General features: G+C 63.1%; 12 protein-coding genes. 4 read left to right on the forward strand and 8 right to left on the reverse strand.

All coding sequences use genetic code 11. From position 1 onward, the window contains the following. The first annotated feature begins 40 nt into the window (after nt 1–40). Complete coding sequence (locus GNK13_RS00890) at nt 41–766, forward strand: platelet-activating factor acetylhydrolase IB subunit (protein ID WP_164100546.1); 726 nt, start codon at nt 41–43, stop codon at nt 764–766. A 63-nt stretch (nt 767–829) separates the two neighbouring features. Here GNK13_RS00890 and GNK13_RS00895 read toward each other — a convergent pair whose 3' ends face one another. From GNK13_RS00895 to GNK13_RS00910, 4 genes are all read right to left on the reverse strand, one after another. Then, nucleotides 830–2,107, reverse strand: coding sequence for a GspE/PulE family protein (locus GNK13_RS00895; protein WP_164100547.1), 1,278 nt, complete (start codon nt 2,105–2,107; stop codon nt 830–832). A 489-nt stretch (nt 2,108–2,596) separates the two neighbouring features. Continuing rightward, complete coding sequence (locus GNK13_RS00900) at nt 2,597–3,127, reverse strand: SRPBCC family protein (protein ID WP_164100548.1); 531 nt, start codon at nt 3,125–3,127, stop codon at nt 2,597–2,599. A gap of 31 nt (nt 3,128–3,158) precedes the next feature. Then, entirely contained in the window at nt 3,159–3,578 is a 420-nt protein-coding gene (locus GNK13_RS00905; protein ID WP_203328863.1) for a DoxX family protein, read from the reverse strand. A gap of 164 nt (nt 3,579–3,742) precedes the next feature. After that, nucleotides 3,743–4,315, reverse strand: a complete 573-nt coding sequence (locus tag GNK13_RS00910; RefSeq protein ID WP_164100550.1) for a carboxymuconolactone decarboxylase family protein — start codon at nt 4,313–4,315, stop codon at nt 3,743–3,745. Nucleotides 4,316–4,542: 227 nt separating this feature from the next. Between GNK13_RS00910 and GNK13_RS00915 the strand changes: the two genes are divergently transcribed. After that, the gene (locus tag GNK13_RS00915; RefSeq protein ID WP_164100551.1) at nt 4,543–4,698 is read left to right on the forward strand and encodes a hypothetical protein; all 156 of its coding nucleotides are present in this window, start codon (nt 4,543–4,545) and stop codon (nt 4,696–4,698) included. On the opposite strand, the gene GNK13_RS00920 is transcribed toward GNK13_RS00915, so the two are convergent. Next, nucleotides 4,695–5,864, reverse strand: a complete 1,170-nt coding sequence (locus GNK13_RS00920; RefSeq protein WP_164100552.1) for a sensor histidine kinase — start codon at nt 5,862–5,864, stop codon at nt 4,695–4,697. The genes GNK13_RS00915 and GNK13_RS00920 overlap by 4 nt on opposite strands. Before the next feature lie 556 nt (nt 5,865–6,420). On the opposite strand from GNK13_RS00920, the gene GNK13_RS00925 reads away from it, so the two are divergent. After that, entirely contained in the window at nt 6,421–7,131 is a 711-nt protein-coding gene (locus tag GNK13_RS00925; protein WP_164100553.1) for a Crp/Fnr family transcriptional regulator, read from the forward strand. Here GNK13_RS00925 and GNK13_RS00930 read toward each other — a convergent pair. From GNK13_RS00930 to GNK13_RS00935, 3 genes are all read right to left on the reverse strand, one after another. Further along, complete coding sequence (locus GNK13_RS00930; protein WP_235934701.1) at nt 7,103–8,317, reverse strand: dockerin type I domain-containing protein; 1,215 nt, start codon at nt 8,315–8,317, stop codon at nt 7,103–7,105. The two genes, GNK13_RS00925 and GNK13_RS00930, sit on opposite strands and share 29 nt — an antisense overlap. Continuing rightward, entirely contained in the window at nt 8,310–8,444 is a 135-nt protein-coding gene (locus tag GNK13_RS21855; protein WP_261345377.1) for a hypothetical protein, read from the reverse strand. The genes GNK13_RS00930 and GNK13_RS21855 overlap by 8 nt, the downstream gene beginning before the upstream one ends. 63 nt (nt 8,445–8,507) lie before the next feature. Further along, nucleotides 8,508–9,950, reverse strand: coding sequence for a tetratricopeptide repeat protein (locus GNK13_RS00935; protein WP_164100555.1), 1,443 nt, complete (start codon nt 9,948–9,950; stop codon nt 8,508–8,510). Between the two features lie 212 nt (nt 9,951–10,162). Here GNK13_RS00935 and GNK13_RS00940 point away from each other — a divergent pair, with 212 nt between their 5' ends. After that, nucleotides 10,163–11,287 carry a hypothetical protein gene (locus tag GNK13_RS00940; RefSeq protein WP_164100556.1) on the forward strand — a complete coding sequence of 375 codons (1,125 nt, stop codon included), beginning with the start codon at nt 10,163–10,165 and terminating at the stop codon, nt 11,285–11,287. The last annotated feature ends 245 nt before the right edge of the window (nt 11,288–11,532 follow it).

Here is an 11,532-nt window from a genome sequence, read left to right on the forward strand (position 1 = left end):
AGCGTTCGTCCCTTACCTGAGCCCCTTCGGAGACTGCACGATGAGATTTGCTATGCGCTGGGCGTTGCTATCGGTTCTCGCCGCCACTCTCGCCCCGCTGCCGGGATTCGCCCAGCAGACCAAACCGGCCCACGACGCGGTCACTCCGGTTCCCCGCGGCGGCTCGTGGATGACACGTCATGAAGCGATGAACAAGCGCGTCGCCCAGGGCAACGTCGACCTCGTGTTCATCGGGGATTCGATCACGCAAGGCTGGGAAGGTAATGGCAAGCAGGTCTGGGAAGAATACTATGGCGACCGCAACGCCGTGAACTTGGGAATCGGCGGCGACCGTACCCAGCACGTGATCTGGCGATTGGACAACGGCAACCTCGAAGGTATCTCTCCCGATCTGGCCGTCATCATGATCGGCACCAATAACTCGCGAAGCAACAAACCCGAAGAGATCGCCGACGGCGTCGAGCAGATTATCGAACAGCTGAAAACCAAGACGCCGGAAACGGAGATTCTCCTGCTCGGCATCTTTCCCCGCGGCGCCACCCCTGAAGATCCACTCCGCCAGGTGAACGAGAAAACCAATCAAATGATCTCGAAATTCGCCGATGGCCAGCAGGTGCATTACTTGGACATCGGCAAGGAGTTTCTTGGCGAGGACGGCAGCCTCAGTAAGGAAATCATGCCCGACCTGCTGCACTTGAGCCCGCAGGGTTATGAGATTTGGGCCAAGTCGATCGAGCCCAAGGTCAAAGAACTGCTGGCTCAGTAATCGACGAGCTTTGGTAGCCTCGTCGAGCTGCGAAGGGGTGGTCATGCGATCGTCCCACGTTCGTCAGGACGTCGCAGCAGCCCGCCGGGCGTATTCCGCCAGCCGATTGACCTCGCTGCTGACCGTCACCCGCCGAATCTCGTTCGCGGTGGTTTCACCGCGAACGGCCTTTAGCAGGGCCATGTCGACCAGAGGAGTCATCCCGGCGTCGATGGCCAGCATCTCCAACTGCTCGGCCGACTCTCCGGCATCGATCGCGGCGGCAAAGCGGTGATCGGTCTCGAGCACTTCACAGATGGCGGTTTGCCTGGCAAAGCCGTCGTGGCTGCAGGCGGAACATCCTTCGGCACGATACAGCTGCGGCTGCGTGCCACCCAGTTTTTCCGCGACTCGCTCGGGGACGGGGATGGGGCCGTCCGAGGCTAGCGGCACGCGGCATTCGAGGCAGAGCGTCCGGATCAATCGTTGAGCGACGACGCCGATCAACGCATCGGCTAAGAAATGTCGGTTCGCTCCGTAAGCCAACATCGTCCGCACGGCTTCGGCTGCCGTGTGCGCGTGAACGGTCGCAAGCACCAGCTGTCCGCCCAGCCCCGCGCGAATTGCGGTCTCCGCCGTGCGGTGGTCGCGAATTTCACCAACCATCACGACGTCGGGGGAGTTCCGCAAACAGGCTTTGAGAAGGTCGTGAAAGTCGCAGCCGGTCTCCACGTCGACTTGCGACTGGAGGACGCCGGGCAACACCCGCTCGACCGGGTCCTCGAGCGTGTGGATCTTGAGCGTACCGTCGGCCAAATAGTCGATGCACGAGTAGAGCGTGCTGGTTTTACCGTGCCCGGTCGGGCCGGCGACCAGGAGCAATCCGTGCGGCCGCGCCAGCAGCTCCCTCAGATGCTCGGCACGATCTTCCATCCCTAGCTCGTCGAGTTTTCGCAGCGGCTCGGAGGTATCAAAGATCCGCACCGCCAAGTCCTGACCGAACAGCGTCGGCATCGAGCTGAGCCGCAGATCGACCACCGTTCCATCAGACAATTCGATCTGGCTACGACCTTCGGCCGGCGTATGGATGCCCGCCGTGGGATCGATCTCGGCGCTCACCCGCAGGTGGTTCTGCACGCGGTGACCATAGCTGCGGTTGAGCCGGCTGACGCTTTTGAGCCGCCCGAGTCGCCGCACGCGGATCGTGACTCCTTCGGGCTCGTCCGAGAAAAAAATATCGCTGGCCCCTTTCTGCAATGCCCACTCGATCAAGTTGTCCGCGTACACGTGTGGGGGCGACACCTCCAAGCTGTTGTCGAGCGCGTCGAAGACCGGAAGCTGCTCCTCGGGTTCCGGATCCACCGCAGGTTCACGGTTCACGGTAGGCTCACGGTTTGTAGCGTCGCGTTCAGCAGGCAGTCGGTCAGCAGGCAGTCGGTCCTCGGGCATGGTGCGGCTCGGGCTCGGGAGGGAATGCGTGAAAGGCTCGGCTCTGCCAGAAACTCCAGTGACTTCAGTCTATTGAGCCGTAGGCGCTAGCCTCGGGCTCCTGAGCCGCAGGCGCTAGCCTCGGGCCTCTGAGCCGCAGGCGCTAGCCTCGGGCCTCGCAGCCCAAAAATTTTCGCCGCAGCACCCGCGGCTAGCGCCGTCGGCTCACGGTTATCCGTCTTTTGAGCCGCAGGCGCTAGCCTCGGGCCTCGCAGCCCAAAAATTTTCGCCGCAGCACCCGCGGCTAGCGCCGTCGGCTCACAGTTTTCTGGGAGAGCCTAGCGGTCGACGCGTGCAATTCGCGTGCCTGGTCCAGCATCTGCACCGGCGGCGGAACCAGTCTGCCAGCCCTTCGCGCCGCAGCTAGGCGGAGACGCCACCCTGATCGATCAAGAAACCGGCGAGACGGTCGAGCGTTTGATTGCCGCCGCGGACCGCTCCAAAGGCTTCCGCGCGATCCCGTTCCTCGGCCGAGTCGAACAGCATCCGCATCGTCAGCCGCGTCTGGTTGCCGATTTCGGCAAAGCTCACGGTGACGTGAAATTGTGTTGATCCGACCGCTTCATCGCCCGAGTGCGCGTAGACCAATCGCTCGGGTTTGACGATCTCGAGATAGGAGATTTGGTTTTTGTACTCGGCGCCGTCGGGCCCGTGCATCACGAATTGCCAAACCCCCCCGGGGCGAACTTCCATTTCGCTCAGCGTGTTGGAAAATCCGCTCGGCCCCCACCACTGCGCCACGTGCTTGGAATCGGTCCATGCCTGGAAGACGAGCGCCCGCGGGGCGTCGAAGACTCGGGAGATGACGATTTCCCGTTGCGACTCGTCACGCGTACCGTTCGGACTGCGTTGATTCACCGGGGTGGGACCTTTGGGGTAGGAGGTCGATCGCATCGTCAGCCGTATCGGATTCCGTCCGCTCCGCTCACTCCAAGACGGGCGTCGGTCGCCCGGTGGCCTTGCTCCGCGGCAGCGGCAAAAAGCGTCCGATCGAGTAGGCGCCGGGGCCAGCGATCAGCGTCGGCGCGAGCAACCCGATCAGCGCCCAGTTGTATTCGAATCCACCTTCGCTCAGAAGGAACCCGTTTTTTCCATGCACCGTCGCGATCGCTCCGAGCATGATCACGATCAGCGAAGCGGCGGAGAAACGCGTCAGGAAGCCGACGACGAGGCCGCACCCACCGAAGAATTCGCCGATCGCGACAGCGTACCCCAGCGGCGCGCCCATCTGCTCGACCGTCGCCTCGAGCCCCTGACCGCCGAAGGCACCGAACATCTTCTGCGCCCCATGGGCGATGAACACTACTCCCGCGGCGACGCGGACGATCAACAAAGAAAGATCCACAGCCGACCGGTCCAACGCTCCCCTTCTCGCGTCATTCATCCGTCGCACTCCGGTTCGCAGCCGCTTTGCAAAATCGCCGCCGTACACTCGTTCGGTGACCCAGGCCGACCACCCGCGGCGAGGCAGTCGCGTCTCCGTCCTTATAGCGTCCCCCGCGGTGTTTCTCAAGGCGATGCGGAACCGGAGGGGTGTTGCGACTCGCACGAAACCGCCCGCAGTACGCCCAACGTCTCGGCGATCTCGGCCTGGCGGACACCGTGCTGAAGTGCCCGCTCGATATAGCCCACCGTGCAGTGGCGGCAGCGCAGGGCGGAGCTGACGGCGATCGCGATTAGCTCCTTGGTCCGCGCCTCGAGTGCCCCGTCGGCGAACACCGCGCGCTTGTAAGTCCAAAAGCTGCGGTCCACTTCGGGTAGAAATTTTCTCCGCCAGTGCTTGCCGAGCAATTCCTCATAGTCTTCCTTGATCCAGAACAGCTGCGTGCCGCCAGCTTGCGTGGCGACGACCGAGACCGCTTCTTCGATCGCGGCAGCGGTCGCGCCCTCCGCCTCGGCTTCCGCCCGATGCCTCTCGCCCACTTGCGGATTGCCCGCCAGGGACGCGATGGCGACCGCGATCAAGTGCTTGGTGAGCTTCGGGAGCGCCGTGCCGCTTGCAAAGGTCTGCTCCAGAAAACGCTCGAAAAGCTTCCCTTGTTCCTGCGACTCCCACTGCGACTCGCTGCCGCGATGGTCCATCTCACTCGCTCCCGAATAATAGCGCTAGAGTCCCGATTGCCGCGGCCACCCTCGCGGTGCAGTCCGCTTCCCAGGGCTCCCAACATAGGATTTTCGAACCGAAATGGATACGCTCGCAGCGGCTCGTCTGCAGATGGCCCTTTCACTGATCTTCCACATGTTTTTCGCGGCGGTCGGAATCGGCTTGCCACTGCTGGTCGTGTTGGGCGCTCGCCCACCAGCCGTACTTGATCTACCCCGATGTCACCTTTCGTGAGGCGGCGGCTCCGGCCCCGACGCTCGCCTTCGTCCTCGGCAGCGTTCCGGTCGGCGCCGCGTTCCTCGTCCCATCGCTGTGGCTGCTGTTTCGCGTCTTCAAAACCAACCTCCCCGCGGCGAGTTAATCGTCGCTGCAGCGAGGCACCGCGGCGAGCAGGTTCTGCAGTTCGCCGACTTCGGGGGCCGCGGCCATCGAGCTCGGCAAGCGAATGATGAAGCGACTGCCCCGTTCCGCTCCGTCGCTCTCCGCGGTCACGCCGCCGCCATGCAATTCGACCAACTGCTTGACCAGCGCCAAACCGATTCCTAAGCCGGCTTGGGAGGGCGTCTGCGATTGATGAGCCTGCGTGAAGAGTTCAAAAATGTCGCTCAACATATGGCAGGGAATGCCGGTCCCCGAGTCTTCGACGGTAATGATGGCTTCGCTTCCCTGCCGCTGAGCCGTGACCGCGATGCGGCCGCCGTTGCGGGTGTACTTGGCGGCATTGTTGAGCAGATTGAGGAAGACTTGTTCGAGCCGCATGGGATCGGCATGCAACCAAATCGACTCGGCCGGCAGCGAGACGACCAAGTGGTGCTGCCGAGCTTCGATCTGCGGGCGAGCGCTCTCCAGCGCCCGCTGGAGGACCACCTGCAATTCAATCGGTTCCTTACGAAGCCGCATTTTGCCGGCGGCAAAGCGTGAGGAGTCGAGCAGATCGTCGATGAGAGAAGCCAGCTGCCGGACCTGGCGCTCGATCACGTTCCGCGCCTGACGGTTCGCTTGGCCGTCCCCGGTGTCGTGCCGCAGCACTTGGACAGCGGCGAGGATGGGTGCCAGAGGGTTGCGCAGCTCGTGGCTGAGGACAGCCAGAAACTGATCGCGGCGACGGTTGCTCTCGGCAAACTCGTCGGCGAGTTGGCGACTCCGCTCTTCGGCCTGGGCCAGTGCGTCCTGGACCATCGTCTGCTCACACCGCGCGTCGCTCGCGTTCGACGATCGCTCTGCCGTGTCGTGGCGAGCCGGCGGGCTGGCCGCGGCGCCGGCCCCGCTCGCCGAGAGCTCACACCCCTCATGCCGGCCGCCGTCGAACTCGTGCCGCTCCGGTCCTCGGCTCGGCAGCTTCAGTCGCCGTCGCGAGAGCGAGTTGGCGAACGGGAAGATGACTCGAGTCAACCTGCGCGGCGGCTCTTCCGCAGGGGCGTCGCCGAGGGCAAACCGTTCGACCACCCGCTCCGGCACCCGATCCTCTGTCGCCCTTTCTTCCCAACCTTCGCGGGGTCCATGGCCAAAGCTCCGTTCACCTCTCACACTGCTACTCCCTGATCTACCGGGTGCTTCCAAACAGGTCGGGTTGTGCCGCCGCCATGCGAGCCGGCGGTCCATCGAAGCCCTACCCTGAGCCGGCTCACCGCTTCACCCTCCCCGCAACCGGCTGCATCGCAATTGGCTGCAGGAGTGTCCTGGGGAAGCGCACCATCCGTGGGAGCACGGCCCCACTTTGACGGGGACGCAAACCTCTCTCTGTCCGAAACCGTACCTCCTTGGGGATTTTTCCTCGCCACTTTGGGGGTTCCTGAAAACCCGCCGCACTTGCCACCTTTGGGTGTGAATTCTACACTACTGTAGTTATGCTTTGCCCCAGGCCGCCGGGATGGGAAGATTGCCCCCGTTAATCGGGCGCGAATTTCACGCCGACGGCCTCCTCCCCTGCATGGAAAAAATTTTTCGCTAGGCACCGGCCGCACAAGGGAGAGCTGGCCACGCAGCGGCTCCAATGCGCCTCGCATACCAGCTGCGAAGCGTCGAGCCATCGCGTTCGAGGGACGAAGCCTAGTGCAATCGTCCGGCCCCGAAACGTGGCACGATGAAGGCATCCCTGGTCCCGCCAGTCCCGCAGGCAAACCGCCTGCTCGCTCGCCTGCCTCCGCAAGAGTATCAGCGTCTCGCACCCCACCTCAGCCTCGTCACGATGCGATTGCATGAGGTTCTCTACGATTTTCAGTCGCTGATCGAATACATCTACTTTCCTCTGCAGAGCATTCTCTCCGCCCTGACCGTGATGCGCGATGGCCGGTCGATTGAGATCGCCAACATCGGCCGAGAAGGGGCTGCCGGGCTAGCGGTTCTGACGGGAGCGGCTCGCTCGCCGAACCGAATGATCGTCCAGTTTGCCGACGGCGCCCTGCGGATCCGCGCCGAGGTGCTCCGCAAAATAGTCGACCGCGACGGACCGCTGCGCACGTCGCTGCTAGAGCATCAAGCGCACTACTTCGTCCAAGTCTCCCAGGCCGTCGCCTGCAACGGTTTGCACTCGATCGAAAAACGCTGCTGCCGTTGGCTACTGATGACTCACGATCGGCTCGACACCGACGTCCTCCCGCTGACGCATGAGTTCCTCGCCATGATGCTCGGCGTGCGACGGGCCGGAATCACCGAGGTCCTGCGGACCCTGCAAGAAAAAAAACTCATCAAATGCAGCCGCGGAAAAATCACCATCCGCGACCGCTCTGGATTAGAGAAGCAGGCCTGTGAGTGTTATCAGATCATCAAGCAAGAATATTACCCTCTGCTCTGACGATCAATTCCAGTTCCTCTTCGAGCCGGTTCTGGACCTCCAGCCTCTCATCCGTCAGAGCCGCGTTGGCCGAGGCGGCTCCTTGAAGCAGTGCCGCATCGACCGCGCTGGCGAACTCGCCGCTGGCAGCCGAGGCACGGTTGAGATGATTGACGATGACCAGCACGTCGAGTGGGCCGACCGAGCCGGTTCCCGTCACATCGAGATAAGGGGGCGGCGGCGCATCGGGCGAGGAGGAAGCTGGCGGCAGCGCGCCCCCCCCGGTTCGGTTGAGATAGTTGATCACGACGAGCGCGTCGAGCGGCGTGATCCGTTCATCGTCATTGACGTCGAGAGGGTCTTCGGGGTTCTGCCAGGCGGACGGTGTGGGAGGCGTGGGAGGCGTGGGCGGTGGCCCAATCGCAGCGGCCGTAAACTCCGCATCGAGTTTGCGATTTTCGCTGCCGATCGTGACACTGCTGAAGACGATCGGCTGGCGCAACAAATCGCCCCCAACGGTCACGGTGTAGACGCCCGGGGGAACCTGCAAACTGTACCCGCCGGACGGGCCACTCACGGTGACAAACTCGACACCGCTCGAGGCTTCCACGGCAGCGACGGTGACCTGATCCCACCCCTCCCCGATCGTATAAAAATTATCTTGCACGACCTGGTCGTCGTAGATCACGCCGGTGATGAAGGCGTCGCCGGCCCGCGTCCCAAATTTCTCGGTCAACATACTGGCGTTATAATTTCGGTCCGCTGTGAAAACGCCATGTTTGACTCCCGCTCCAATCTCCCGAAATCCTGGGCTGAAGAGATTCGCTCGGTGGCCGGGGCTTCGCATAAAACCGGCGTGGTGATCGTGGATTGCTGCATCGCGATCGAGCGCGCCGGTGGTGCCTGACCAAACGATGTTTTCTCCGGCCAATGAGTAGCGATAGCCGGCCTCGAGCATTCGGTCCCACGGCATCTCGCCATCCGGATTCTCATGCGAAAAAAAATCGCGATTGAGCATATCCTGAGAGTGGGCGTCAGCCGCGTTCAGCAGGGCTTGGTGGGGAGCGAGTGGCTGCTTGGAAGCCGTGGAAATCGTTCCCGGCGGGAGCCCGTCGTTCAGCCCAATCCCGTACCTCCGCGCCTCGGCCGCCGGGTTCGCGCGAGCTCGATTGATGAGCTCAATGGTCAACTGTTCCCAGTCAGACATGACCACCGCCGCCATCAGCCGACGCGATTCCAAGGATTCCAGTCGCAAGCGACGAGCCGCCCCCGATGCAGAGCACTGCCCCCGCTTCGAGCGCCCCCGCTTCGAGCGCCGCCGCAGAGCGTTCCAAAACATCATCCCAGAGCCCCTACTTCCCAGGTTTCCTCGTGTGCGGCTCAAATCCGAGAGCAACCTAACGCAGGTAGGTCCAGACGATCCCCGCCTGGGTGCGATCGGCGTCAAATAGCTCATTGTCGGAAGCAAACCGGTCGTAGCCAGCCACTGCGGAGACCGACATCGCTTCGGTCCAATCCCAGCGCAATCTCCCGCCGACACGCCAGACGACCTCGTCTCGACTGACCGCTCCGGTGTACTCGTCGTAGCTCCGGTAACCCGCGCTCACCTCGGGAATAAAACTTATTCGCTCCCGGAGGGCGAGCGTCAAGTCACCATGAACCGTCGCACCGGCGTAGCGGAAGTCAGCCCCCTCGGTATCGACCGACTCGACGTTCGCCCCCAAAGTGGAGGCCGGGATCCAGCGCGAATCCCACTTAAAAAAGCGACTGATGCCGAGCGTGTGGGCCGGTCCATCGAGCGACTCGACCTGGGGATTTTCGCCGTCCTCGTCAAACTGGCTAAAGCTAGCCGTCCAGAAGAGGTGCACCAGATCTCCGTCCGGGCGCAGCGAAGTCGCAGAGGTGGTCACCGCATGGCGATCTCCAAGGCGTTCCCCACCAAACAAGTCCAAGGAGTAAACATAGTCGATCCGGCCCGAGAGGTCCGTTCGGCCAAACAGCTGATCGCGTTCGACAAACGCCCCGGGCTGGAAACTTGCCAAATTGAAATCGCTTAGGTTACTTTCGTTGACCGTAAAGTAACCGCGGCCCAACGTTCCGATCCGCGTCCGTTCCCAGTCGGCCCAAATCCATTCGAACTCCGGGTTCAGGAATCCTTGAGCACTGTCGGCGTCGGCATCCAATAACTGCCGACTGATCGGTGCGAGCGTGACGTTCGAATTGTAGAGAGCGCCGAATTCCACGTAGGCGCGGAAGCGCTGCGGAGGCGTTAACTCCAGAGTGGGCTCAAGCTCGGGGTGCCCCAGCCGCTGCTCCGTCTCTTCGGTGTGGTCGAACGCCCGAATCTGATAACTGGCTTGTAAAAGGTCGGGCCCTCCCCCCAGGTTCGCGGGATCACTGGCTCCACTCGGCGGGCCCGGCAGATCGTCAAACACAATCCCGCGCTCGACCAATTGACGGGTGTATCCGCTCTCGGGACCGAGCACATGGACCTGTCGATAGTGGTGCCTCGCCTGCTGAGGATTCCCTGAATCGCTGAGGTGGTTTCCGTAGTCGAAATGCAGGGCAATGTTTTGCGGGTCGATCTCCAAAGCCCGCCTGAATGCCTCCTCGGCTCCCTGTTGATTCCCTGCCCGATGGTGGTGACGGCCGATCAGCCGCCAGGAATCGGCGTGCAGCGGGTCGCTGGCGACACGTGCTTCGAGCATGCGGAGGATCGCGCTGGCCCCATCTTCCGCGGCCCCATCTTCCGCGCCCCCCGTTGCCGCCCCAGCAACCAGCAAGCAGAGGGGGAGAACAAGGGTGGCGATCGTGCTTCCGTTCCCTCGAAATTCACGCATGCACTAAACCTTCTATTTTGCTGAGCCTGGATTTCCGATACAGACCGGAGAGGTTCGTTCCGGAATGGAACCGATGAGGCCCGAACTGGCTACCAGGATTTGGCTCAGCACACCAGAGCGAACCGCGGGAACATTCCTTGTCTGAGCCTACCGCCCGTTTTGGTATCGGCTCGGTGCTCCCGCTCCCTATGACGCAATGGAGGCGACACGACGTGACTGGATTGAAGCTCAACAAACGACAGTGGCTGGCTTTGGCACTCGCTGGTTTGCTCCCCAACGTGGCGGCCGCCCAAGTCGGCTCCGGCGTCCTAGGGCGTAACGCGGCAGCGACGCAAGCCTCTCGGACTCAAGCGCAAGTCCAACAGCGAACACAGGCGCAGATTCAGCAGCGAGTCCAGGCTCAAGCCCAGCAGCGGGTCCAAGCGCAGGCGCAGCAGCGCGTTCAGACACAAATCCAGGAGCGAGCCCGGGGGCGAGTCTCCGGCACCGCACGGCGAGCCGCCGGAATCGTTCAAGGCGGAGCAGCCAACGCCCGGCTCGATGCCAACCTGCGGGTCGACACGCGGGTTCAAGGCTCGAGCGCGGCGGCGGCCGACTCACCGCGGATCGCCCGGGCCGGAATGCAAGGGCGCGGAAACGCTCAAGTCGATGCGGCCGCGAGCGTGCAACTCTCGGCGACCGAAATGCAGTACTACGACGACGTGTTCGGCCGCTTCAATCCCTTCCGAGCCCCCGCAGCCCAGCCCGCTCCGGAAGCACCCGCCCCCTCGGACTCGCCGCAACCACCGGCGGATCGTTCGCAAGAACGCGGCGCCGGACTGGCCCTTAGCTCGACCACTGACCTCAACGCCCGCATCGGCCACGCCCTGCGGATGCGGCAGTCGGAAGTCTCGCAGCTTCGCGACCGTGCACTGGAAACCGGCGACGCGAGTCTCTTGGCGCGGGCTGACCAAATGGAAGCCAAACTCCGAGGCTTCGCCAATGCCCAAGCTCGGGCCACCGCCGAGGCTCAGGCCAACGCCGCAATGAATTCCGCGCTCCACCGCGAAGGGACCGCCGTGCATGCCGCCCTCAACGCCTCGCCGACCGCTGTCGCCAACGCCGCTGCTGGATCGGCCGTGGGCCGCGCCGCAGCTGCCCAAGCCACCGCCGAGGCAGCTGCCCAAGCCACCGCCGAGGCAGCTGCTCAAGCCGCCGCCCAGTCGGCAGCTCAGACCAACGCGGGACTGACTGCCGGAGTTGCCGCTGAGGGTTCGGGTCAGTTGAGCAGTGGTAGCTCCCCAGCTCCCACCGCGACCGCTCCCACTTCGACCTCTGCGCCTCGCTCGCAGCCCTAACCGCCGCGCCGCTCCGATATCCCCATGGCGGCCAACAAAACACCGCCCGCCGGAGGCGCTAGTCTTCGGCGGGCGGATGTTCGCAACTCCCCAACTCCGTAGCACCGACAACTTCCGACTAGCTGGACAGCGCCACTTTGGATTGGTTCGGAGCGGTACGGCTCGCAGAAAAATCGTTTAACGGCAAGCCGAAGGCGACTGCTTTTTAAAACACAGTCGCCTTCGGCTTGCCGTTAAACGACTTG

It is taken from the genome of Candidatus Laterigemmans baculatus, from assembly GCF_010367455.1.
Classification (GTDB): Bacteria; Planctomycetota; Planctomycetia; order Pirellulales; family Pirellulaceae; genus Laterigemmans; species Laterigemmans baculatus.

Excerpts from the sequence above, each read along its gene's own strand:
- GNK13_RS00930 (WP_235934701.1), bottom strand. The coding sequence starts at position 8,317 with ATGTCTGACTGGGAACAGTTGACCATTGAGCTCATCAATCGAGCTCGC.
- GNK13_RS00910 (WP_164100550.1), bottom strand. The coding sequence starts at position 4,315 with ATGGACCATCGCGGCAGCGAGTCGCAGTGGGAGTCGCAGGAACAAGGG.
- GNK13_RS00925 (WP_164100553.1), top strand. The coding sequence starts at position 6,421 with ATGAAGGCATCCCTGGTCCCGCCAGTCCCGCAGGCAAACCGCCTGCTC.
- GNK13_RS00900 (WP_164100548.1), bottom strand. The coding sequence starts at position 3,127 with ATGCGATCGACCTCCTACCCCAAAGGTCCCACCCCGGTGAATCAACGC.
- GNK13_RS00890 (WP_164100546.1), top strand. The coding sequence starts at position 41 with ATGAGATTTGCTATGCGCTGGGCGTTGCTATCGGTTCTCGCCGCCACT.
- GNK13_RS00935 (WP_164100555.1), bottom strand. The coding sequence starts at position 9,950 with ATGCGTGAATTTCGAGGGAACGGAAGCACGATCGCCACCCTTGTTCTC.